Consider the following 24646-nt stretch of genomic DNA (forward strand, 5'->3'; position numbering starts at 1 on the left):
AACGCGTCATATCTCGTTTACCAAGGATAAAAACTGCATTCACAACCGATTGCTCGATATACGTACGTTCTAACGTTCGTACGGTATTGAAATTACTGTTGAACCGCCTTTTTCATGGTTCGAGCCTTTTCTATCTGCCACTCTCTGTCTTTGGTATCGTCACGCTTATCGTGCTCTTTCTTACCTTTACCAAGACCGATCTCTATTTTTACCCATGCGCCTTTTTGCCAATACATAGAGATTGGTACGATAGAGTAACCTTTACGATCGACGAGTCCCTGCAACTTATCTAACTCTTTACGTTTAAGTAGCAACTTACGCGAACGCATTGGATCACAGACAACGTGTGTGGATGCGGTATTCAATGGGGCTATGGTACATCCGAAAAGAAAGGCTTCGCCATCTCTCATAAATACATAGCTTTCTGACAAGTTAACCTTGCCCATACGAATAGACTTCACTTCCCATCCCATCAGGGATAGACCTGCTTCCATCTTCTCTTCGAACTTATAGTCGAATGTCGCGCGTTTATTACGCGCAATAGATGCGGAGGAGTTTTTTGATTTTTTTGCGTTTTTCTTAGCCATAGGCTGGCTATTATACTCGGCGATACAGTTTTTGGAATTGCTCCCACCAATTTATTCGATGATTTTTAGTAATTACCGTGGGTTTGGTTGGTTTTTGTACATATTAGGTGTGCGTTATTCCGTTAGCTGCACCATTTACCTGTCTGGTTGGAAATATGCGTTTTCAGAGGTTCGTGTTAAAATCCCATAAATAGAAATTACAAACAGCCACAGTTATCAGGTCAAAGAGTTAAAATGCCACAGATATCCCGCAGCGTGTTAGTGCGCTTTAGTGCAATGCAGATGTATGAAATTGTTAATGATGTCGAATCTTACAAAGAGTTCCTGCCCGGCTGCGTCGGTGGCAAGGTGTTGGAATTCGATGGTGAAACCATGTTGGCTTCCGTAGATGTCTCGAAGGCGGGCATCAGCAAAACCTTTACGACCAGAAATCAAATTATCCCAGGAAAAAGCATCCAATTAGCTCTCGAAAATGGTCCCTTTAATCATCTGATCGGTGAGTGGCGCTTTACTGAGTTGACTGAAGATGCTTGTAAAATTGACTTTGAGTTGAATTTTGAGTTTTCAAGCTCTCTGGTCGAGATGGCCTTCGGTAAGATTTTCAAAGAGCTGATGGCTTCGATGGTGACGGCTTTTACCGGTAGAGCCAAAGTTATATACAGATAGTTATTTACTGGCAGCTTTTTACTGATAGTAATACCAATCGGTATAAAGGTGTGCTCACTCAGCGAGAGTTTAGCGCTTGTGAGGCAAGGCAACGAGTGAGGAACATAGTTATTCTACGTTTAAGCTCGTTAACGCCGTATCGGAAGTGCTAAAACTCGCCTTTCAGGAGTGTTTTTGGCAGCCTACTTCTGTGTTGAATGAGTTCAAAAGGGATCACCATTCCCTCACTCTTTCGCCTTGAATTATGCAGCCAAAAATAACTCTGAGTTGACCACTTTCTTATACCGATTGGTATAATAAGCCTCGGACTCCTCGTTCAGCATCCTGCGACTTTTTAAGAGATAAGATTGATGAATATAGATCAAGAAAATTTTGAGGTAGAGGTTATCTATGCCTTGCCAACACAACAAAAACGTATTCAGATCAAGGTAGCACCGGGTACGACCTGTATCGAAGCGGTTAAACAGAGCGAAATCACCACTTTCTTTCCCGAGATAGATCTCGAAAACGTTAAGCTAGGCATTTTCAGCCGTTTAGTGAAACATCACGAGGTGTTGGTGACGGGACAAAGGGTTGAGATATATCGTCCACTTATTGCCGATCCTAAAGATGTGCGCCGTAAAAGAGCCGAAAAGGCTAAAGATGAGGGACGGATAAATAAGAAGACTGGCGCAAAGGTGTAACTAAAGTTTTTATTATAGATTCAATTAAAGTTTCAACTAATAGCTTCAACTAATGCATCAAGTACAGGAATCTAGATCCTAGGTTATGAAACCTAGGATCTTGCTGGCAATTACCAGAGACTATTCAAATTTCTTCTTAGCCTGTGCTTCCGGCTCAACCTCTTCAATCAAAGGCTTGCTATCCGGGCGTTGCTCAGGGATCAAAGGTTCAGTAGCTTCTTCTGGCTCGGCCTCTACTCCATCGGGTAGACTGCTCTGCTCCAGTGGCGTATTAAAGTCTTCAGCTAACTCATAATCACCCTCGACTTTTGTCAGCATCTCACCTTCAAAATGTATGATCAGCTCTTTATGTGTGATGCTGGCATCACGTCCACTCTTGTAATGGTATACATAGTACCAAGTGTCATCGGAGAAGCTGTCACGAAGCACCGGACGTCCGAGAATGTATTCAACTTGCTCTTTGGTCATCTCAATACGCAGTTTTTCAACCTGTTGAGTTTCCATGTAGTTACCTTGCGGAATATCAGGCTTATAGATCAGCCAGTCAAAAACGCTACAGGCACTGAGCGATAACGAGAGCGCAGCTGCGCCCAAAAGGGTAAGACTTTGCTTTTTAATTGTCATTGAATACGCTACTTCCTAAAAATCTGCTGGCCATCATACCCAAGCACTCCCTATGCTGACAAGGGCTATCGATACTCAGGTTCAATGAAAAGTCATTTGTTTTAAATGGATCGATTATCGCCAGCCCCTCTATGGCATCAACATGGCATTCAAACGGGCGTTAAGTTCAATCCTGTAGCTTCGACCTTCAGAGTTGATTTTTGTTCCTTGAACTCTGTGAGGCGGCTATTTGGCGTCAATATTGAGTATTCCAGCACTAAATGCTTAAACTTGAGTAATATCAGAGAAATATGTTTCAAATTATTTTATGACTAATAACCACTTGCAAAGTGTTAAGAAAGTTATGAGAATGTGGTTAATGCTTGAAAATTATGCACAAGTACCCGAGTTGTAAGAAAAAATAATTATAATAAACCCGCCTCGATGGGATGAACAGGATGACACCAGTGCCAATGGATAAGAAGCAAGAGGTCGCAAGAGGGACATTAGTGTGTGTCGGCACTGGTCTTAATCTGGCTGGACAGATCAGTGTTTTGAGTAAAAGTTATATTGAAAATGCCGATGTGGTGTTCTCCTTGGTTCCCGATGGATTTGCGCAGCACTGGCTGGAAACACTCAACGAGGATGTACGCAGCTTACAACCCTATTATGCTCAAGGCGATGAGGTTAAGAACCGACGCGATACCTATGCTCAGATGGTTCAAGCCATACTGATTGAGGTTCGTCTGGGTAAAAAAGTGGTGTGTGCCCTCTATGGTCACCCCGGTGTGTTTGCCTGCGTGTCGCATTTTGCGATAGCACAGGCGAGGGAGGAGGGCTACAGCGCTAAGATGGAGCCGGGGATCTCCGCCGAGGCCTGTTTATGGGCCGACTTAGGTATCGATCCTGGTAACTCGGGCCATCAGAGTTTTGAGGCCAGCCAGTTTATGTTTTACAGGCATACGCCCGATCCGACGACACATCTACTACTTTGGCAGATTGGGATAGCCGGTGAACATACTCTGACTAAATTCAGCACCTCATCGGATCGTCTGCAGATACTGGTCGAGCAGCTGAGTGAGTGGTATCCGCTGGAGCATGAGATTGTACTTTACGAAGCCCCTAACTTGCCGGTGCAGAGCCCGCGTATCGACAGACTCCCTTTGAAGGATTTGCCTTTTGCCGAGCTAACCCCTATCAGCACGCTGTTGATCCCGCCGAGTCGAGAGCTGGAATTCAACAGTGAGATCTTGGCCAAATTGGGGATCTCGGAAGCCGATTTAGGGTAAAAAGAATGCACCTTCCAGCTTAAGCTTCTAAGCTAAGGGCTGGTAGTCCCGTTATTGATGATTAAGAACAAAGCCTATTAGGGCAAACAGGTTTACCGATAACAACAACCAAGATGTGCGCTAGCAAGATGCACTTTAAGTACGCTTTGAGATGGTACGTTTATAAAAAGGAGAGTATAGATGTCAAATTTTAATGATTTTTTCGAGAAGTTGGGTACCGATTCCGATCTGATGGATGCCTATAAGCAAGATCCTGAAGGTGTGATGAAGGCCAACGGCCTAACTGATGAAGAGATTAAGACCGTCATGTCAGGGGATACGAACAAGATAAAATCACTGTCGGGGGAGAGCGTGGAAGCTAAAACCTATATGATTATTGCCAGCCCCAAAGATCAAAAGTAATACAGAGATTTAATGAAAGCTCTAAATGTAGTTGTTTTATTTATAGTCATCATGGTGTTTTCAAACACTGTGGTGGCTACCTCTGATAGCTACGATCAAAAATTAGATGAGCTAAGTGAGGTTGTGCATTCTAAGCCCGATCGTACCCTCACTTTGATAGAGGAGCTTTCATCTGCAAAAGATGAACTAACCTCTGATCAGCACTCCCGGTTGCTGGTCTTGCAGAGTGTGCAGCACCTGTATGGAGGTAAGTTCGCCGAGGCCATTACAAAATTAAAGCAGGCCGAGAGCTTAAACCCGCCTAAAACATTACGGAACTCTATCTATCTCTATCAGGCGAGTGCCTATCTAGGTCAACATGAGTATCAGCAGGCCCTGGATGTGATGTCGACTAACCTCTCAAGAATAGAGGAGATAGAAGATACCGAGATCAAAATCAGCTCCTATCTGAGATTAGTTAACCTCTATTTAGATCTGCAAGCCTACAGTGAGATGTCAAGGTATGCGGAGCTTGCACTCATGCTGAGTCATGGCAATAGTGCTAAGAACGAGTGTTACTCGCTGCTTTACTTAGCAGTTGCCGAGTTGAAAACACAAAACCTGGAGATGGCAGAAAGCCGTTTTAAAAACAGCCGCGACTTTTGCCAGCTAAACAATTTGCCTGTCATCGTCGCCATGTCTAAAAAGGGCTTGGGTGATGTGGCAATAAAACAGGGAAACTATGCGCTTGCGGAAAAGTACCTGCTACAGGCTTTAGAGGAGTATCGTCCTTTTAAGTTTCAGATTGAAATTGACAGTACGCACTCCCTTCTCAGTGAGACCTATCTGGGTTTGTTGCAAACCGAAAAGGCGCAAGAGTATGCCGGCTTAGTGATGAAGTTGCCCGATGAGCCTATCAACCTCAGTTACAAGAAGAGAGCGACTAAGGTGCTGGCAGAACTTGCCAGTGAGCGTGGTGAGCATGCACAGGCTTATCAATACCTGAGCCAACATCAGAATATCACCAATACTCTTCTCGATGACACCAAAGCCAAAGCGAATGCTTACCAGATGGCCAAGTTTGAAAACGGTGAGAAAAGTCGTGAGATAAACCTGCTTAACCATGAGCGTGAGCTCTATACCGCACGGGAGCAGATGAGAGCGTTAAAGCGGAATAACGACCGTATGGGGTTGTTAATTGTGGGGGGGGGCTTCGTACTCCTTGCCATGTTCGCCATTGCAATAACCGGTCAGAAACGTAAATACAAGAAGCTGGCTCAAAATGATCCTCTCACCGGCATCTTAAACCGTGGTACGGCGCAGAATATGGCGGAAAACCGTTATATTAAAGATACGTTTAAGTCACTCGAGTTCAGTGTGATCATGTTCGATGTGGACCACTTCAAACGTGTTAACGATAATTTTGGTCATGCTACCGGTGATTGGGTATTGAAGCATGTCTGTGAAACTATCTTAAAAAATTGCCGCTCAAGTGATATTTTCACCCGATTCGGCGGTGAAGAGTTTGTGCTGTTTCTACCCGGCACTGATGCTGAAACTGCGCAAAAAATTGCCGAGCAACATAGGCTTGCTATCGCAGCCATGGACACTAAGTATTCCGGCCGTGATTTTACCCTCAGCGGCAGTTTTGGCGTGACGTCAAGCTCAAGTGCTGACTTGAGCCTGGATCCTTTACTGCACAGAGCCGATATCGCCATGAATTACTCTAAAGGGAATGGGCAGAATCGCGTTACCCTATACACCCCAGAGATTGGACTGTCTCGTTCACCTGCTTTTATCGTGAAGCCGGATGAAAGCCCGAGTGAGTTTGTCGAAAGAACTCAGGTTGAAGGTTAGGCTATTTAGCTATGAGCTACGAGCTAGCCGGGAGCAATGATACCGAACGATGACAACTACAGGGCAAACATCGCGGCTAAAGCCGCTCCTACATCACCAGCTAGATTCGTGAGCAGTTAGCGTGTAACCCCTTCACTCCTGTCGCTCATCAACCATTATCACTCGAAATGCCATTTTTTTCGTTTTTTTTCATTTAAACCAATATTTATTAGTATGTTGATCGACAAACACGCACTAAATATTCCATTACCTCTAATGGCTTGCGTTTGCCGTTAACGTAAGCGTAATATTGAAACGACTGTTTGAATGGGGTTGTTTTTTACCACGGTTCAAGTGGTTGAAATTAAGGTGTTTTTTTAATTAACCTTAAGGTTAATTAAAAACGGCAACTAGAGTTTACTTACATCCATTTCGATGAATTTCTTGGACACTTATCTTTACTTTTCCTTATTATATTCCGTAATTAAAAAACATGTTCAAGCTGTGGTTCATTTGTCAGACAAATTTTAAATTCGCTTTCATACTCAATAATACAAGCTTTGCATTGTTCTTAAGTTATTGTTATTTATTGGGTATCGTGATTGGTAATACCATTTTATCTCTCTCTGTTTTCTACTCTTACCTCCTCCAGCCTCTCATTCCGAACTGTTGCAAATACAACCTTTTATGAGTAGCTTTTGTTCAAATGAATTATTTAAGCATCTGCAATTTATATTTGAACCAGGTGTTTACTGACATATTGAAGCAAGGTGCCTAATTAGCTATTTGGCCTTATATCATAGGGGGAGAGAGGGATGACACACGAAGTAACCGACAACAGACAGAATGATTCAACGCTTGCATCATCGGCATTTGAACATCAGATGTTCAAAGAGAGCACTGCCACCCGCACCTCTGAGACAGAAACGGATATAAGAGATAGGCTTACTGTTAAAGGGGCACACGTCGAGGGGCAAGAGCAGGTTTTTACCGAGGGGGCCATGAGTCTGCTCGAACTGCTGTGTAAACAGTTTGCCTCAGAAGTGCCACAGCTTCTTTCAAACCGAGTGAAAAAGCAGGCGTTAATCGATGCCGGTGAGCTGCCGAATTTTCTGCCCCAGACCCGCGCGATAAGAGATGGTGATTGGCAGATCCGTGGGATCCCACAAGATTTAACCGACAGGCGTGTCGAGATCACCGGCCCTGTCGACCGAAAGATGATCATCAATGCTTTAAATGCCAATGTGAAGGTGTTTATGGCCGATTTTGAGGATTCATTGGCGCCGAGTTGGAATAAGGTGGTTGAAGGTCAGATTAACCTTCGTGATGCGGTGCGCGGTGAAATTGAATACACCTCGCCAGAGACAGGTAAGCATTATCAACTCAATGATTCCCCTGCGGTATTGATCTGTCGCGTTCGTGGTTTGCACTTGCTCGAAAAGCATGTGGAGTTTGACGCGTCGAGTATCCCCGCATCCCTGTTCGATTTTGCCCTCTATTTTTACAATAACTATCGACAACTTTTGACAAAAGGCAGTGGCCCCTATTTTTATATTCCCAAATTAGAGAGTCATGAGGAAGCCCGCTGGTGGGCCAAGGTGTTTGCCTTCGTAGAAGATCGTTTCTGCCTGCAGCCGGGCACGATTAAGTGTACTTGCCTGATTGAGACGCTGCCCGCAGTGTTCGAGATGGAGGAGATCCTCTATGAGCTGAGATCGAACATAGTGGCACTTAATTGTGGCCGCTGGGACTACATTTTCAGCTATATAAAAACATTAAAGAATCATCCGGATCGTATTTTGCCCGACAGGCAAGCGGTGACCATGGATAAGTCATTTTTAAGCGCTTATTCAAGGTTATTGGTTAAGACCTGCCATAAGCGCGGCGCTTTGGCCATGGGGGGAATGGCTGCATTTATTCCCGCCAAAGAGAGCGAAGTGAATCGAGAGGTGCTTGAAAAGGTACGTAGAGATAAAGAGCTCGAGGCGAGAAATGGACACGACGGCACTTGGGTGGCACATCCGGGCTTAGCCGATACCGCCATGGGGATCTTCAATGAGTACATAGGTGAAGATCACGTTAACCAATTACATATCACTCGTGATGTGGATGCGCCCATTCACGCCAGAGATCTGCTGTTGCCCTGTGAGGGAGAGCGCTCCGAAGCCGGGATGCGGGTCAATATCCGCATCGCATTGCAATATATTGAGTCTTGGATAAATGGCAATGGATGTGTGCCTATTTATGGCCTGATGGAAGATGCGGCCACCGCCGAAATATCACGAACTTCAATTTGGCAGTGGATCAAACACGAGCAGAAACTCTCTAATGGTGCTTTGGTGACTAGCGCCCTGTTCAAAGAGATGCTGGTGGAGGAGCTGGCGAACGTGAAGCTTGAAGTGGGGGCGGAGCGGTTTACCCATGGCAGCTTTACTCAGGCGGCTGTTTTACTCGAGCAGATAACTATCTCCGATGAGCTTGTCGATTTCCTGACTCTACCTGGATATGAAATGTTAACCAGCCAATGAGGCTGTGGTTAATCGCTTCGGCTAAGTGCCCCTTGACTGAGGGGCTGTTCGGCTCAACACCTATTACCTAACGTATCGCCGAACTTATGGCCGATAGGCTTAAGGTAAAATTTATCGCTGATGCCAATGAGACGATATCATTGGCGAGTGAAAGGAGATGATTATGAATAAGGCACCGTTACCGGTTTCACGGCAGGAACAGATCCAAGCTATTGAGAAGGATTGGAGTGAAAATACTCGTTGGAAGGGGATTTCTCGTCCCTATACTGCCGAGGATGTGGTGGCTCTGCGAGGTTCATTGGTCCCTGAGAATACGCTGGCGAAACGTGGCGCCGCCAGATTATGGGAACTGGTTAACGGAGGCGCTAAGAAAGGCTATGTCAATTCACTCGGAACCTTAAGCGGTGGTCAGGCGGTTCAGCAAGCAAAGGCGGGAATAGAGGCGATATATCTGTCGGGTTGGCAGGTTGCGGCCGATGCGAATTTGGCCGGAGCTATGTACCCCGATCAATCACTCTATCCGTCAAATTCGGTACCGGCGGTTCTAAATAATATCAATAGTGCATTTCGCCGTGCGGATCAGATCCAGTGGAGCAATGGACTCAATCCGGGTGATGAAGGTTACAGAGACTATTTCTTACCCATAGTTGCCGATGCTGAAGCTGGCTTTGGTGGGGTACTAAATTCGTTCGAGTTGATGAAGAGTATGATCGATGCCGGTGCTGCCGGGGTTCACTTTGAAGACCAACTCGCATCGGTGAAAAAATGTGGCCACATGGGGGGCAAGGTGCTTGTCCCGACGAAAGAGGCGATACAAAAACTGGTGAGTGCGAGGCTGGCTGCGGATGTGAGCGGAGTGGAAACCTTAGTCATAGCACGCACCGATGCAAACGGTGCCGATCTCTTGACCTCAGATTGCGATCCCTATGACCATGATTTTATCACGGGTGAGAAGTGCGAGGAGGGGTTCTATCGCGTTAAGGCTGGAATTGAGCAGGCCATATCCCGCGGTTTGGCTTACGCACCTTTTGCCGATCTCATCTGGTGTGAAACAGAGACGCCCTGTCTGGATGAGGCCAGAAAGTTTGCCGATGCAATTCACGAGCACTTTCCGGATCAGCTGTTGGCCTACAACTGCTCCCCCTCATTTAACTGGAAGAAAAATCTGGATGACGAGACCATCTCGCATTTTCAGAGAGAGCTGTCGCAGATGGGGTATAAGTATCAATTTATCACCTTAGCGGGCATTCACAGCATGTGGTACAACATGTTCGACCTGGCTTATGACTGTGCTCGGGGAGAAGGTGTTAAACACTATGTTGAAAAGGTGCAGGAGGCGGAGTTTGCGGCGGCCAGGAAAGGCTATACCTTCGTGGCACACCAGCAAGAGGTGGGCACGGGCTACTTCGACCGGGTAACGAATGTGATCCAAGGTGGCCACTCCTCGGTGACGGCATTAACCGGCTCGACCGAAGAGAAACAGTTTTAAGGTATATTTTTTTCAATTAGTTTCAATCAGTTTCAATCAGTTTCAATTTGCTGCCTTGCAGCCGTTGTCCCCCATGCCGTACCCCTACATGCGGCGTGGGTTTTTCCTTTATATTTACTATTCCAGTTCCCATCATTGCTACGACAATGTCCGCTTGTGCTTACCGCTCCCTTGGTTCGCCTTTTGTTGCGATTATGTTTGTCTTCTGGGTTGGAGTGGTAACTTTTTTAATGTCATAATGTAGCTTGTCAGATGATTTGTCTGGTCTGGCCGTTTATACAGTATCTATACGTTTAATGTTTAAACTAATAATAGGCGTCATATTATTGTTTTCATTGCCTATACTTAGGGTCTGTAAGATCACACTTAGCTTGCTTGCAAGCACTACCTACTGAGTAGAGATAAAAATTGAAGCTTTCCAATAACCAATCTAATGCCAAATCGAAGGGAGTCGATTATTGGACCAAACGCATCAGCGATCAGGAGATGCCGGCATTGTGCTCTACGGTCAAGACCTTAGAGAAGCTGGCAAAAGATGATGTCTCATCCCTGAGTATATTAGGGAAGAGTGTGATGCATGATAATGCCTTAACCTCCCGAATTTTGCGGGTGGCGAACAGTGCAACCTATAGTAAAGGCGTTAGCCATGTGACTACGGTGAGTCGTGCATCTGTCGTCTTAGGTTTCGATACCATACGTAATATCTGTATCACGGCAAAGCTGCTCAGTAGTCTGCTGGAATCTGAAGGCTTGACTCCGGGGGTGTATCAGAGGCTTATCAAGTTGATGGCGAGAGCGTTTCAGGCTGCCATGTTAGCCAAGATGATGCTGCGAGATCACGATGAGGAGCTACAAGAGGAGGTCTTTATCGCCTCGCTACTCTACCATCTGGGGGAGAGTGCATTTTGGAGCACTGGCTGCGATGAAGCGGTGGAGCTCGATGCCTCTATGGCAGAGTGTGAGGACCCGATACAGGAGAAGGCGATGATCCGTGAGGTTTTAGGCACCTCGTTTAATACCCTGTCCTTAGGTATTGCAAGAAACTGGGGTTTAGGTGATGTGTTATTAAAGTCTCTCAGCAACCCTAACCAGAGAACGCCAGAGATCCGCAGTATCTATCTGGCCAATCAGATCAGTGAACTTTTAGCACAAGACCCCCTTCCGGCAGAGCTACTACAGCAGAGGCTTAAACAGACCGCCGACATGCTGGAAATCAAGGTCGATGAGCTTAAAGGACGGATGATACGGTGCAGTAATGCGACAAAAAAGTTAGCCGAAGCCTATGGGGCTAAGGTATTAGTCGAGCACCTACCTAATCCTAAGCATTTAACCAAAGATCTCAATGCCAAAGTCGACGCCCCTCTCGTTCGTATGCCCGATATGAATGAACAATTGAAGAAACTCAGAGAGCTCACTAATTGCGCTATGGTGAAAGCCGATTTCAACCAGGTGATCACAACGACCCTAGAGGGCATTCTTACCGGGGTTGGTGTCGATCGTTGTGGCGTCTTGCTGCTTTCGCCCAACCGCAAGCGTTTGCAACCGCGTGTCGTACTGGGAGATGGTGCGGAGCAGATGAAAAATGAGTTTATCATCACACTCGAACAGCCTCAGTGTCTGTTTTGTGACTGCATTGATCTGAAACAGCCCATGTTTGTGGATGAGCCCAGTTCGCCCAAGTGGCGTCTGTATATGGATGATGATCTGAAAAATAAAACCTCATCCACAGGCTTTATGATATCGCCGCTATTGGTCGAACAGAAGGTTATCGGGATCATCTATGCCGACAGAGACAGTACAGATCGCAAACTCGACCAGTCGGAATTCGATAACTTCACTCATTTCTCTCAACTGGCCAATGTCTGTTTATCGGCAGCGATGGGGCACTAACTAATACTAGGGCACTAACTAATCAAAGAGCCAGATCACAGGCCCAGGGATCTGGCACGCTTTTACTTCTTTGCAGTTTTAATTCTTCCGGTGATCTCTTTCGCTATCTCATTGGGAATGGGGAAACTGAGGTGATACTGGGCAATTTTCCAGCCGGAGTTTGTTAAGAGTAAGGTACCGGTTCCGCGGCAGAGGCCATATGAAGCGCTGTTCAGTAGTTCATCGAATACCAGCACCTTATCACCATTGAGTGTCGTAAGAGGGACTAGGGTTCTCCCCTGAACTGTATATTTCCATCCATCAGTTGGGCGAGCATATCCTTCAAATTCAGACATGGTCCAATGTTCTGTCGCATCGGTGCCGATAAAGATGGCATCGGGCAAGTAGAGGGAGAAGTATCTGTTCCAGTTTGCCTCAGCGGCCGATTGATGCAGGCTGTTTAACACCGCTTCGGCTTGGCTCCATTGTTTTGCTGTTTCGGCACTGACCGATGTCGCTGTGACCAAAAACATTGCTGTTGTCAGCAGTTTCAGAAGCGAAGAGCGCCATTGAATGAGGAGGGAGGTACTAGGTATTGTGTTATATGAAGCGGTCATCGGAGTTCCTTTATCTCTTTTTATCTCTTTCTGGATTTTTTAGTTATTTTTCGGTTTATTGCCAGTTAATAGGATCCAGGTTGAAGAATACACTCAGCTCTTTGTAGAGACTCTGATGCTGAAGGTAAAATTCCTCAGGACGTTCGAAGAATACCTCAGTTATCACCGCAAAAAATTCGGCCGGGCTGGTTGCACCATAATAACTGAAAATTGATGGATTGTTTTGCTGAGCATCGAGTCGTAATGTTTCGTATTCCTCACTAAGCACCTCAGACCAGGTTGAATAATCACTCATTCTATTCAACAGTGGTGCACCATTGGCATCGCCTGCCTCTTGATCGAGCTGATGAGCAAATTCATGGAGTACGACATTACTGCCATCTCCCGGGTTGGCCGCATCGGCCTGAGTGGTTTGCCATGAGAGTATCACTTTTCCCTGTCGCCATGACTCACCGGAGAGAATGCGTTGCCGTTCTGAGATGACACCGCCATCTCTCTGCTCCTGGTTATTGACGATAAATATTGAGGGGTAAACTAATATCTGTTTCAGGTTAGGGTAGAAGTCGGTGTGACGATTTAACAACAGTAGGCAGGCTTGTGCCGCAATCGTTACGCGGATCTCATCGTCTATCTCTATGCCATCGCAGCCGACGAACTGTTTTTCATTGATGAATACCTGAATATGCTGCTTGAGCTGTAGTTGAAGATCCGTAGGGAGTGAGCGGAAATAGGGCATTCGTCTCTTAAGGATATCCCTCCAACGCTTTGGAAATGCGCGGTTGATGATCCGCTTTCGTTGCCGCTCGACCCGCCATGAGTGTGATGCAATCCAGCTTATTGCGGCGATACCTATGATACTGACTAACGTAATGGCTAACATATCAATTAATTACTCTCTTGTGTCTTTCAGTATTCTGTTTATTTTGATCTCCTAATTGATATTGGGTTGAGTTGCGTATAATTCAATCGCTACTTGTTTTTATCTCTCTATGACAGCTCTGTGAAGATAACCCCTGTGTCGGCTGCTCTTACACAATTTTTACCTGCCTGCTTGGCTTCATACAGGGCTTTATCTGCCTGAATAATGATTGACTCGGTTGTCGTGTCGTTATTTGGGAGCGTTGTGCAGACTCCAATACTTACAGTGATATGTTGTCGATGAACAGAGTCTTCATGGGGGATCTGCAGATGAAATATTTTTTCTCTCATCAGTTCGGCGATCTCTTTTGCCAAGGTAGCACCTGTGTATGGGAGGAATACGATAAACTCCTCACCTCCGTATCGCGCAAATATCCTGTCTTGCAGTTCCGGCATCTCCTTCATTGAGGCCGATATCTGTTTCAGGCATTGGTCTCCGCTAACATGTCCATATCGGTCGTTGAATTGCTTAAAGTTATCGACATCGAAAAGAATAATAGATAGAGGATGCGGCTTATTGTGTGCTGACTGTATGGCTTGAACCAGCCGTAGATCGAAATATCGACGATTAAATGCACCGGTTAACCCATCAATCTCAGAAATGGCTTTTACCTGAGCGGCATAGCTTTTCAGGGTTTCTAAGGAGCTGACCATCTGTTGCAACTCAAGATTATTGGTCTTTGGAAGTGGTGTATCGGTTTTCTCATGGGCGATGGCTTGCATCGCGTTGCTGGTGGCGATGACGGGTTGAATAATTCCTTTTGAGATGAAGTGCCAATTGGTTAGCCAGATAAGGAAGGTATAGAGCACGCCTGCAATAAAAATTAAGATGACAAACGAGTTGCTGTCGTTCTTTAATTCCGCCCCCGCCAAATTAACTTGCTTGTTCGCCTCTTCAACCCGCTCGCTGGAAAATCGAGCAATGTCTTGTGCTGAACTCGCTTGAATTTCGAGGTAAGTATCCGCTATTCGTTTGCTGTTGAGGGCTTCACGACTAAAGGCGAAAATATTGGCTTCACCTACCAAGTTAGGCTCTATCTGTGAGATCCAGTCACTCTGTATCTCCTTAGCCACGATAGAGTCCATGGAATGTTGTTTTAAGGCAAGGAAGTGACGCATAGATTCTCTTTGTAACAGATTTAACTCTGCGTTATCCGAACTCTTGTTCACGGCCGCGACTAACCTGAAAAGCTCCTCACCTTGATGTAAAAACTGCGCAAGTTGCCTATGTTCATCCAGTACGCGCTTTAACTCATTAAACGCTTGTGTGCCGAGTAAGGTGTTAGCGTATTGGTCCAAAATACCGAGCAGTTTCTGAACGCTACGGGCGAACCCTTTTTGGATAAGCTCCATATTCAGGTGAAGGTGACTGGCCTGGATCTGCGCGGCGATAGCCGTCTCGGTGAGTTGCTCCAGTAAGGGTTGTTGCTCTGTGGCCTTTTTTATGTCGGATGAGAGGCGATTGAGCTTTTTGATCCTCTCATCATGGCTTGCCATACTTGTTAATTTTTCGAGTCCCCTTGCCAATGTCTGCCACTGTCGTTGCAAGTCAGACAGGAGCAGAGTTCGTTGTTCCTCGGAGTCATTTTTTGATAACTTGGCACTGATGACCTGTAGCTTTTGACTCTCTTTGGACAGCTCGAGAGCGTAAACAATTTCATTAATATGATGGTTTATCATCATATCGACTCTTTTTTGCAGATCGATAGAGAGGCAAATTGAAACTAAGCCTATCGCTAATGTAAGAAATACGACGATATAAAAAAGCAGCCTTATTTTTTTCTTCAGGCTTATTAATGGTTTGATTGATTTCATTTCGCTACCACTGGCACTTCACCATGACGATTCTGAAGTTGTATTATGATCTGGTTGAGTCGATTGATTTCAGCATCTATATTCGTTTGCGGCCTGGATAATGCGTAGCTGGTCTTGGTTAGTTCAGGATAAATATTTCCCATCGCCGTACTGGTAAAATGACCCAGTTTGAGTACATCATCTGACCACTTGATATTGGCTTCATGACTGGCCATGAATGCACCCCCGATATGACGTAATTCCGTTTTTTGAAATTCGGCAGCGGTGGTGACATCGATTCGACATGGGTTCCCTCCGCCAGAGGCATAGGCAAATTGAGCCTCGAAGGATCCCATGTATTTGAGCAACCAGTAGGCGGCTTGTGGGTTGACACTGTCGTAGGCTACGGCGAACGCGTAAGCGCCATTGTAGGGCTTGCCTCCCGGGACCTGCGCGACGGCTAACTTTGCACCGGGCTGATTCGATTCGACTTGAAAAGAGGCGTGCCAAAGGTTGTTATAGGCAAATGGCCACATGGCGACATCGCCGTTAGCCATAGCGCCAGCCGCCTCTTCGAATGCGAATTGCTTATCTGCGGGGTAGGCGTATTGCATTAACTTGCGGTAAATATGTGTCGTCTGTTTCAGCTTCTCATTATCAGACGGGAGTTCAAATAGTTTAAGCTTCGAGTCGTTACCGTAGTCGGGTTTCATCCAGTAGCCATCCAGGCTCCAGAGGATAGATGAAAACTCATCATTGATATGAGGACGGTTTCCTGACATCAGAGCAAGGCCATAGAAGGGTTTTTCGAGTACCTTACCCGCCAATCTCTCTCCGGTTTTTCTGGTAAAAAACTCACTCACATCCAGAAGTTGTTGCAGGTTTTCCGGTGGTGCCAGCGGATACCCATATTGGGCACTAAATTTTATCTTCTCTTTCGGGTGTTGAAACAGATCGGCGCGATAATGATTCCCCATTACATAGTTATTGTAGGGGATGGCATGGATCTCTGAGTGATAAGAGAGAATGTTGAGTAGGGAAGGGTAGTATGGTTCCAGATAATTTTTCATCGCTCGTTCACCATTGGGATCATAGAGCTTTGCCAATTCGTCCAAAGGGACGGTAAACCCATTTGCGGCCCACTCTTTAGCCCAGCCAGCTTCCATGGTTAACAGGTCAAACTTTCCGCTCCCTTTGACTAAAGAGTTTGTTTGCAGGGTAAACATCTCATCGAGTGATGTGGTGATGACATTAACTGTGATACCTGTGTGAGCGGTGTATTTAGGGAGTAGCTTCTCTTTGAGGTGCTCTGTCCAGAAACCGGATTCGGCGACGAGTGTTATGGCTTGTTTATTCTCTATCTCTGGGATCTGGTCGAGTGAAAACTGAGCCTGGCACAGTGAGAACTGAAAGCTAAATGTGCAGATGATTATTTTGGCAACAGCTCTTAACACGTGATATTACTCCATTATCCACACGGGATTCTTAATAGTAATACTATTGTGTTACTTATTTGTACATGATTTATTGCACTTTAGATGTAAATGGTACTTTGTGCTGAGGCTTCACTGATCTCTGCTTAAAAAAATACTGGCAGCCAAGAAAGTACTCTTTGGGAAAAGTCTGCTGCCAGCGAAGGTTGGGAAAAACGGCTAAAGGGTTAATTGAATTAATCAGGCTTTCACTGAATAATTTGTCTTCTCGATCCATGTCGCCAATGCGAAGTTCGGTGCAATAGCGCTAGTCCACAATAATGGATCTCTCCTTCTCTCTTCGTTCATCATCACCGAGTGAAAAATGGTGTTCGATAAGGAATCGAATGAGTTTTGACTTTGCGACATCACAACCGCTAGCCAGTTCGGCTAAATGCGATATTGCCGACTCACTCAATGTAAATGTCGCTTTTCTAAAAGGCTCACTACCTCTGAGTACCTTTTTCACCTGTTTAAGTTCGCTACGGCTAATGGCGTTGCTCAACGGCTGTGATTCCGGGACGCTAAAGTGTGACGCCAGCTCTATGACGTCGGCCATGGCTTTATCAGATATAGATTTATCACTCGACGAGAAACCAGCGGCGTAGATTGTCGCATCGTCAATAAACTCATCGAGCGACATCTGCAGCTTTCTTATTCTCGCGCTAGAGTCAGAATCAGACTGCGTAGAGCTTTTCTTGAGATCGGCCAGACCCATAGTCACCTCTCATTTTGTTTATCTTTGTCGTCGCTAAGCGGTTTCTTATCTCTGTTGCGTTTTGCGCCTCTAACATTTCACAGGCTATTCCACGCATCTCTGCCGCCGCTTTCCCTGTCGGCTCAATCTCGATGACTGACAGGCCAGACTCTTCACTATCATCATAGATATTACGGCTATAGGTGATGGCATCTAATACATTGATGTCGTAGGTTCGACAGACATCCTTCGCTTCAAAAATTCGATTTGCTTGGTTAGGCAGGCTCGGGCATTGGGTGATAACAAAAGATGCGCGCATCTTGGGGTTGATCATCATGCAAGTCGCGACAATATCGTCCATATGGCTGACGGTCTTAAGATCCCGGCGCTTAGGGCGTAAAGGCATCAGTACATGTGAGGCTACAGACATGGTTGCCCGAAGAGCTAGATTATCCTGACCACCGCAATCTACGATGACAAAATCGTAGTGCTGCTCGAGACTCAATAGGTCGTTACGTATCTTACCGTAAAGCTGAACACAGTTGATGCTGGCAAGTTCAGGATTGTTATTCCTTGCTTGAATCCAATCCGATGTTGTTCGTTGAGGATCGCAGTCAACCATGATGATTGAAGCACCACATTCGGCAGTTAAGAATACTGCGATGTTTTGAGCTAAACAGCTTTTACCACTGCCGCCTTTTTCGCCCCCGACTAATATGATCATTTCCTATCCCCTTTCACGCTAATTACTGTCCAACTTTTATCAAGTGCTTGCTTGTCTGTACTATAGGTATGCTATCTACTTTTATATTAAATCAGGCCGTATGCCAGTCATCTATCTTAAGGTGTACACCAAGCGTTAAAGTAAATTTAGTGATTTATTAAATTCGTGTCAATTACCTGATTTTTGACGGTTTTTTGTTTTTTGTCTGACGACAGATATTTGACTAAATGACATTTTTGGCAAAATTTTGACATTTCAACTCACATCAAATTTTTTTGATATTTATACATTTGTTATCATGTGGTTACGGGTGAATTGCTCGTGCTGATGGGGATGCCGATGCTTTTGTATTAAATTTTTCTATGTCGGTTCAGAAATCATAGACTCAATATATATTCAAAACATTCAGAAATTATTGTTTTTAGATGAAAATAATATATGCGATTCTAACTTGTCAATGCTTAAAGTTGGGCGAATTTGGTGTTTACACCGATTGGTATTAAATGAACGCCTCTATTGCGATTTGCTGTTTCTTCGCTATGCTGCACAGTGAAAAGTTGGATGCCAAAAATGAGTATAGAGAAAGATGAATCAAGAGTTGTTGTTGGAAGCCATTAACCAAAAGATGCCCTTTGGTAAATATGCCGGGCGAAAATTACTCGAGTTACCAGAGCCGTATCTGGTATGGTTTCACTCTAAAGGCTTTCCCGAAGGCAAGTTGGGTGAGCAACTCGCTCTGATGTATGAGATTAAACTCAATGGACTGGAGGGGATGTTACAACCCCTACTCAATAAAGTTCAAAAAAGCTGAGTGTGCATCTCAGGTTCTGAGACCTTGATCAAAAGATGCATATTGGTTTGTTATTTAGTGACTTTTATTAGAGATTTATTAAGTGCTCCGTGTTTAAATGATTTGAATTGTAAAGCCGAGCTAAAAAATAAGAGGAAGTGGCAATGATAGCTAAATTGGTTAAATTGGTAGCTGTAGCAACACTGGCATTAGGGATCTCTAGCGCATGGGCCCAAGGTGCTATGCATGAAGGTACAGTTGTCGACACAATGAATGGCGGTGGATACACCTACGTACAGATTAAAGAGTCAGACAAAACTTTTTGGGCTGCGGGTCCGCAAATTGAAGTGAGCAAGGGCGATACTGTTGTTGTTCAAGAGCAGATGTGGATGAATGACTTCACAAGTAAGACTTTGGACCGTACCTTCGACGAATTGTTATTCGTTGGCCGTATCGATAAGAAGTAGCTCTACTTTTTATCGATCAATAGGTCGTATTAAAAGTGGTGAAATGGTGGCTTGATTATCTCGATAATCGCCACCATTTTCTTTTGTGCGGAACTGCTGCGATAATAGCGATACCCAAGCGACCTCAAGTTGTTCGTTAACTATGTCATCAAGTCAGATGCTCTCACACCAGCCTCAATTCTCCCTGATCCCATACCGGGCGTGTTATGCCCAATCGGTAAGTCAGATTTTTCATGATGCGATCCGTTATATCGATGATGATGTGTACTCGATAGAGCAAAAACAAGCCTGGTCACCCAAACCTAGATCGACCTATCATTGGAACAAACGGTTAACGAGAAGCAAAGCCTGGTTGGTTGTGGATGAGGCTAAGATTGAAGGCGGGCACCCTAAGTGTTGTGGTTTTATCAATGTTGAGACGCACTTTAACAATAGAGGCTACATAGACAGCCTATATGTTCATCCTGCTTATCAGCATTGTGGTGTTGGCCATAAACTCTATGAAGCCATGGAAGAGTGGGCTTTAGAGCAGGAGTACCCTAACTTAACCGTCGATGCATCCCTGCTCTCTAAGTGGCTATTTCTCTCCCATGGCTTCAAAGTGCAACATAAGAGCTATCAGGAAAAGTTAGGCCAGATATTTATGGGCTTTCTTATGAGTAAGACGCTTAAATTAACCACCGTTCCCGGCTAAAGCCGGTCTTACAGTAGGAGCGGCTTTAGCCGCGAATCACACAGAATCTAAACCTATGGGTAGTCCTTGCGGCGACGGGCCAAAGGCCGTCATCTTGGCCTTCAAACCTTCAAACCTTCAAACCTTCAAACACTCCACCCTTTCACATTCAGGCACTAGATGTGACTGATATATTCGATTTGGGGCAAGATATCTTGCTTGAGTGACTGCTCATGGCTCATGAAGCGAATAAATGCAGAGGGGAGGGTGAGTCCCTCAATCGCTTGCTGCCAACAGGCTTGGAGCAGTGGATAATATCCCTCCTTACCCGAAGCGGTGTAGGCCGATGAAACACCAAAGTAGTGCTCCTGTCTGTCGACGCTCTCCCATGTTTCAGGCTCGTCTGCTATACCATCACTGCGTAATACTTCGAGCGTCAAAATGCGTTGCCCCTGGGGTTTACGGCCGTCATAAAAATACTTTAAACCGTAAGTGTAGGGAAAGCTGCCAGCCCCCGTGCCGGTTACGCTGTTATTGGTTGCAGAGTTAATTGCCGATTCAATTGCCTCATATAGGTGTTGTCCTCTTATCTGATATTTAACCAGAGAGAGCTCGAATGGCAGCAGACGCCCGACAACATCGGCAACTGTGATTTCCCCTTTATTGAGAGACTGTCGAACGCCCCCCGCATTGTGAAGGGCAAAATCGACTCTGGGGTACATGAGTTTCGCTTCATGATAGATACTCTTACACACCAAAGGGGCTATTTCACTGCCATGTGGAAGGGATTTACTGGGTAACCGGGTATGAACCAGGTTTCTGGGAATAAAGCCCAGCACCTGTTTTTCAAGTGCTTCAATGGCTGGGCGGTATTGAGAGTTGATCACTTGCGTGACCAAAGCATCCTCTTTGTCCCAACGGATCCCTGGATGACTGCGCAGGTAGGCTCTGATCGCATCGTAATCTGAAGTGGTAATGCCATGTTTAGATTCGAGAATAAACTGATCGTCGAGCATGAAGTAGTTATGACCATCGAGTGAGATAACCTGTCCGCCTTCATTAAATTCGACGTCTGCAATACCGATGGTTTCGGCGTGCTTTCCGGCATGTAGAATGGCCGTATTATTGACTCTGACTCCATAGGAAGTCGAGCTTAGACCTAAGGCCTTAAACTCACCTTGCAATGTATGTGTGTGGCCGCCAACGATAAGGCTGATACCGTCAACCTGCTCGGCTAAAATCTTATCCTGATTGAATCCGAGGTGACTGAGGACCAGAATATGGTCTATGCCTTGTGTCTTGAGATGCGCTACAGTATTTCGAGTCGTTTCGATGGCATTGATAAAAATCATGTCGGGATCGGGGCGTGCTATCTCCGCCATCTGATCCAAGGTGATCCCAATAATGGCAACTTGCTTATCTTTTAGCGGTTTAATCAGAACTTTTGCTCTGCCGTTGGCATCATCATAATCGAATAACTGCTTATGTCCTTTGATAGGGGAGCACTTATCTGACGCTTCCTGGCTCATATCCATATTTCCGGCCAGCAGTGGAAATGATATATCGTTAAGAAACGCTAAGATAGGTGCACTGCCATCATCTACTTCATGGTTGCCCAGCACCATAGCATCGGGCTGTAGCAGGTTTAGCAGGTGTGCGTTGGCCACTCCCTTAAAATGGTTAAAATAGAGAGTGCCTTGAAAGCTATCACCGGCATGAAGAAAGAGAAACTCTTGCCCGACCGATGCCGCTTCCTCTCTCGCCTTTGTAAGCTGATACTTAATTCTCGCGTAGCCGCCACTGTGGCTATAGATGTCGTAAGACTTTCCCTGGGTATCGACAGAAAAATGCACCCGACTCGAATCGAAATGGGAGTGAGTGTCGTTGATATGGGCAAGCTTAAGTGTGTATCTGTGGGGCATCTAATGGCAATCCGTAAAAAGTCTGAGCAGGAAACGAGAGTCAATATCCCGATTGATCATGTTATACGGCGGCTCTGCCGCAATAAAACAGCTGGAGCGTTAGGCTGGGTCAACTAAACAGATGAGCGCTTCAATCGGGCGAAGATTATATCGACAGAAAAGTAAAAGGGAAACCTGAGTTTCCCTTTTTTATTGCAACTCTGACATAAGCCGGTATTTACCTATGACATTAGTGTCGCAGTTACAGACTCAGGTTACCTTGACTATATCAGTATTAAGGTTTTGGAGTCTGGATGTAAGATTCAAACTCGCCATCATCCGAGAGACGGATCCCTTTGTCTTTTATGCGCTTTTCCCATAATTTATGGGCCAACTGTTGCATGTCGGTGACGGGGTCGTTGGTGTCGACGATCTCGAGACCCAAAAGCGATTCGACGATATCTTCTAATGTAACAATCCCTTCACCGGTACCGTATTCGTTAACCACAATGGCAATCTTGGTATTTCGCTTAATTAGCAGTTGAAATAGCGGCAGAATTTTCGCCGTTTCGGGAACCACGACTAAGTTGCGCTTCAACTCACTGATAGGGGCTTGAGGGGTTTTTCGCTCGGCAAGCATGATATCGTTACGGTTGATGTAACCGATAACGTCATCGGGCTCTTTATCGTAAATGGGTATACGAGAAAATGGCGTGCCCTTGTGCTTGATGGCAAACTCTTCCTGTGAAAGTGCCCCTGACAGACTGAACATCACTGTTCTTGGCGTCATAATGGCGGTCACCGGCATCTCTTTGACCGATAGCATTTGAGTCAAAATCAGTGACTCTTGTTCGTCGAGCTCTCCGGATTCATGTCCTATTTTCGCCATTGCACTCATCTCTTGACGAATATACTGACCCTCATCTCCTTTTCCTAAGAGCTGAGTCACCTGTTGTGACATCCAGATTAGTGGCTTAGTGAGACGCTCCATCCACAAGAGGGCGATTGAAACCGATGGAGCGAGTGAACGCCAATAGTTTGCGCCTAATGTCTTAGGAATGATCTCAGAGAAAAACAGGATCAGGAATGTCAGGACACCGGAGAACACACCGAGCATTTCATCTCCAAATACCTTAGCGGCTTGAGCGCCCGCCACTGCCGCACCGACTGTGTGAGCAATAGTGTTCAGGGTGAGAATTGATACCAGTGGAGATTCGACATTATCTTTCTGCTTTCTGAGTCGCTTGGCGGCTTCAGGGTTTGAATGCCCCAATGTTGCGACATAGCTGGGAGTGACAGAGAGAAGAACGGCTTCGAAAACGCTGCAAAAGAAGGATATCCCGATAGCAACGGCTACAATAACGATGAGGGTGATCATTTATGGTATTACATTTACGGACCAATATTAGTCCAAGTCAATTCTAACATTAAGTATGCAGAAATGCTTGCGGCTAGTAAAAATTGCTTGGTGTCTGTATAATTTGCCGCCCCGTTGTGGGTATTAGGTCTGTATTAAGTGTTGAGGTTAGTCGAAATGAGTGAAAAGAAGATCAATTTATTGGATCTTGACCGTAAAGGGTTAAGAGCATTATTCACCGATATGGGTGAAAAGCCTTTCCGTGCCGATCAATTGATGAAGTGGATGTATCATTTTGGCGAGACTGATTTTGACGCGATGAACAATATCAATAAGGTGCTGCGAGCTAAGTTAAGTGAGCGATGTGAAGTGGTAGCGCCTGAGATTACTAGTTACCAAAAGTCGGCTGATGGTACGATTAAGTTCGCCATCAACGTCGGTCAGGGCCAGGAAGTTGAAACTGTCTATATTCCAGAGGAAGACAGGGCAACCTTGTGTGTCTCTTCTCAGGTGGGTTGTGCACTGGAGTGTACTTTCTGTTCTACGGCTCAACAGGGTTTCAACCGTAACTTAACCGTTTCCGAAATTATTGGTCAGGTTTGGCGTGTTGCCGATTTTATCGGTTTCCAAAAAGATACAGGCGAAAGACCTATCACTAACGTAGTGATGATGGGCATGGGTGAGCCGTTGCTTAATCTGGCTAATGTTATACCTGCAATGGATATCATGCTCGATGATTTCGGCTTTAGTCTGTCTAAACGCCGTGTCACAGTATCTACATCTGGTGTCGTTCCAGCTCTCGACAAACTCGGTGATGCACTTGATGTCGCGTTAGCCGTGAGTATTCACGCACCTAACGATGAACTGCGTGACGTGTTGGTTCCCGTCAATAAGAAATACCCGCTGGAAGAGTTTTTGGCCGGGATACGTCGCTATATTGCAAAGTCTAATGCTAACCGTGGCCGCGTTACGGTCGAGTATGTGATGCTGGATCATATCAATGACAGCACAGATCAGGCCCACGAACTGGCTAAATTGATGAAAGATACCCCCTGTAAGATTAATTTGATTCCATTTAATCCTTATCCGGGCTCTCCATACGGTCGCTCTTCTAACTCACGCATCGATCGTTTCTCTAAAGTTCTGATGGAATATGGGCTTACCGTTATCGTAAGAAAAACCCGTGGAGACGATATTGATGCGGCTTGTGGTCAGCTGGCAGGGGATATTCGCGATAGAACCAAGCGTTTAGCGAAAAAACGCATGCAAGATAGTCAGATTTCGGTCACAATAAACTAACTCTTT

Annotated in this window: 22 protein-coding genes; 12 read left to right on the plus strand and 10 right to left on the minus strand. The window is 45.5% G+C overall.

Translation table 11 applies throughout. The annotated features are described in order from the left end of the window. Nucleotides 1-92: 92 nt before the first annotated feature. Nucleotides 93-587, minus strand: a complete 495-nt coding sequence (gene smpB, locus EKG38_RS13060) for an SsrA-binding protein SmpB (protein WP_012141754.1) — start codon at nucleotides 585-587, stop codon at nucleotides 93-95. A 234-nt stretch (nucleotides 588-821) separates the two neighbouring features. Between smpB and EKG38_RS13065 the strand changes: the two genes are divergently transcribed. Together EKG38_RS13065 and EKG38_RS13075 are read left to right on the plus strand one after the other, a co-directional pair. After that, nucleotides 822-1253: an SRPBCC family protein gene (locus EKG38_RS13065; protein WP_126520687.1), complete on the plus strand. Its 432-nt coding sequence runs from the start codon at nucleotides 822-824 to the stop codon at nucleotides 1251-1253. Nucleotides 1254-1603: 350 nt separating this feature from the next. Then, nucleotides 1604-1936 carry an RnfH family protein gene (locus tag EKG38_RS13075; protein ID WP_126520688.1) on the plus strand — a complete coding sequence of 111 codons (333 nt, stop codon included), beginning with the start codon at nucleotides 1604-1606 and terminating at the stop codon, nucleotides 1934-1936. A 120-nt stretch (nucleotides 1937-2056) separates the two neighbouring features. Here the strand turns inward: EKG38_RS13075 and EKG38_RS13080 are convergent, their stop codons facing one another. Next, nucleotides 2057-2560, minus strand: a complete 504-nt coding sequence (locus EKG38_RS13080; protein ID WP_126520689.1) for an outer membrane protein assembly factor BamE — start codon at nucleotides 2558-2560, stop codon at nucleotides 2057-2059. 437 nt (nucleotides 2561-2997) lie between these two features. Here EKG38_RS13080 and EKG38_RS13085 point away from each other — a divergent pair, with 437 nt between their 5' ends. From EKG38_RS13085 to EKG38_RS13110, 6 genes are all read left to right on the plus strand, one after another. Continuing rightward, entirely contained in the window at nucleotides 2998-3828 is an 831-nt protein-coding gene (locus tag EKG38_RS13085; RefSeq protein ID WP_246033159.1) for an SAM-dependent methyltransferase, read from the plus strand. Between the two features lie 180 nt (nucleotides 3829-4008). Next, entirely contained in the window at nucleotides 4009-4230 is a 222-nt protein-coding gene (locus tag EKG38_RS13090) for a hypothetical protein (RefSeq protein WP_126520690.1), read from the plus strand. Between the two features lie 12 nt (nucleotides 4231-4242). Then, nucleotides 4243-6066 (plus strand): tetratricopeptide repeat-containing diguanylate cyclase, encoded by a 1824-nt coding sequence (locus EKG38_RS13095; protein ID WP_246033160.1) that lies wholly within the window; start codon nucleotides 4243-4245, stop codon nucleotides 6064-6066. Nucleotides 6067-6860: 794 nt separating this feature from the next. Further along, a complete protein-coding gene (aceB, locus tag EKG38_RS13100) occupies nucleotides 6861-8573 on the plus strand; it encodes a malate synthase A (protein ID WP_439332659.1) in 1713 nt (570 codons plus the stop codon). A gap of 163 nt (nucleotides 8574-8736) precedes the next feature. Then, nucleotides 8737-10062 (plus strand): isocitrate lyase, encoded by a 1326-nt coding sequence (aceA, locus tag EKG38_RS13105; protein ID WP_126520691.1) that lies wholly within the window; start codon nucleotides 8737-8739, stop codon nucleotides 10060-10062. 408 nt (nucleotides 10063-10470) lie between these two features. Then, nucleotides 10471-11952 (plus strand): HDOD domain-containing protein, encoded by a 1482-nt coding sequence (locus EKG38_RS13110; RefSeq protein WP_126520692.1) that lies wholly within the window; start codon nucleotides 10471-10473, stop codon nucleotides 11950-11952. Nucleotides 11953-12014: 62 nt separating this feature from the next. Here EKG38_RS13110 and EKG38_RS13115 read toward each other — a convergent pair whose 3' ends face one another. From EKG38_RS13115 to EKG38_RS13140, 6 genes are all read right to left on the minus strand, one after another. After that, nucleotides 12015-12548, minus strand: coding sequence for a nuclear transport factor 2 family protein (locus tag EKG38_RS13115; protein WP_126520693.1), 534 nt, complete (start codon nucleotides 12546-12548; stop codon nucleotides 12015-12017). Nucleotides 12549-12603: 55 nt separating this feature from the next. Beyond that, entirely contained in the window at nucleotides 12604-13428 is an 825-nt protein-coding gene (locus EKG38_RS13120; RefSeq protein WP_126520694.1) for a M90 family metallopeptidase, read from the minus strand. Nucleotides 13429-13535: 107 nt separating this feature from the next. Continuing rightward, a complete protein-coding gene (locus tag EKG38_RS13125; RefSeq protein WP_126520695.1) occupies nucleotides 13536-15281 on the minus strand; it encodes a diguanylate cyclase in 1746 nt (581 codons plus the stop codon). Beyond that, complete coding sequence (locus EKG38_RS13130; RefSeq protein ID WP_126520696.1) at nucleotides 15278-16714, minus strand: ABC transporter substrate-binding protein; 1437 nt, start codon at nucleotides 16712-16714, stop codon at nucleotides 15278-15280. Before EKG38_RS13130 ends, EKG38_RS13125 begins: the two co-directional genes overlap by 4 nt. Nucleotides 16715-17000: 286 nt before the next feature. Next, complete coding sequence (locus EKG38_RS13135) at nucleotides 17001-17450, minus strand: CopG family transcriptional regulator (RefSeq protein ID WP_126520697.1); 450 nt, start codon at nucleotides 17448-17450, stop codon at nucleotides 17001-17003. After that, nucleotides 17410-18153, minus strand: a complete 744-nt coding sequence (locus tag EKG38_RS13140; RefSeq protein ID WP_126520698.1) for an AAA family ATPase — start codon at nucleotides 18151-18153, stop codon at nucleotides 17410-17412. The genes EKG38_RS13135 and EKG38_RS13140 overlap by 41 nt, the downstream gene beginning before the upstream one ends. A 586-nt stretch (nucleotides 18154-18739) precedes the next feature. Here EKG38_RS13140 and EKG38_RS13145 point away from each other — a divergent pair. From EKG38_RS13145 to EKG38_RS13155, 3 genes are all read left to right on the plus strand, one after another. Then, a complete protein-coding gene (locus EKG38_RS13145) occupies nucleotides 18740-18964 on the plus strand; it encodes a DUF3820 family protein (RefSeq protein WP_012141770.1) in 225 nt (74 codons plus the stop codon). A gap of 143 nt (nucleotides 18965-19107) precedes the next feature. Next, entirely contained in the window at nucleotides 19108-19410 is a 303-nt protein-coding gene (locus EKG38_RS13150; RefSeq protein ID WP_126520699.1) for an NrfJ, read from the plus strand. A 142-nt stretch (nucleotides 19411-19552) separates the two neighbouring features. Beyond that, nucleotides 19553-20104, plus strand: a complete 552-nt coding sequence (locus tag EKG38_RS13155; protein ID WP_126520700.1) for a GNAT family N-acetyltransferase — start codon at nucleotides 19553-19555, stop codon at nucleotides 20102-20104. 155 nt (nucleotides 20105-20259) lie between these two features. On the opposite strand, the gene EKG38_RS13160 is transcribed toward EKG38_RS13155, so the two are convergent. Both EKG38_RS13160 and EKG38_RS13165 read right to left on the minus strand, forming a co-directional pair. Continuing rightward, nucleotides 20260-22005 carry a bifunctional metallophosphatase/5'-nucleotidase gene (locus EKG38_RS13160; protein WP_126520701.1) on the minus strand — a complete coding sequence of 582 codons (1746 nt, stop codon included), beginning with the start codon at nucleotides 22003-22005 and terminating at the stop codon, nucleotides 20260-20262. A 274-nt stretch (nucleotides 22006-22279) separates the two neighbouring features. Continuing rightward, nucleotides 22280-23362 (minus strand): CNNM domain-containing protein, encoded by a 1083-nt coding sequence (locus EKG38_RS13165; protein WP_126520702.1) that lies wholly within the window; start codon nucleotides 23360-23362, stop codon nucleotides 22280-22282. A 156-nt stretch (nucleotides 23363-23518) separates the two neighbouring features. Between EKG38_RS13165 and rlmN the strand changes: the two genes are divergently transcribed. Beyond that, nucleotides 23519-24640, plus strand: coding sequence for a dual-specificity RNA methyltransferase RlmN (rlmN, locus tag EKG38_RS13170; protein ID WP_126520703.1), 1122 nt, complete (start codon nucleotides 23519-23521; stop codon nucleotides 24638-24640). Nucleotides 24641-24646: the final 6 nt, after the last annotated feature.

It is taken from the genome of Shewanella canadensis, assembly GCF_003966225.1.
Lineage (GTDB): Bacteria > Pseudomonadota > Gammaproteobacteria > Enterobacterales > Shewanellaceae > Shewanella > Shewanella canadensis.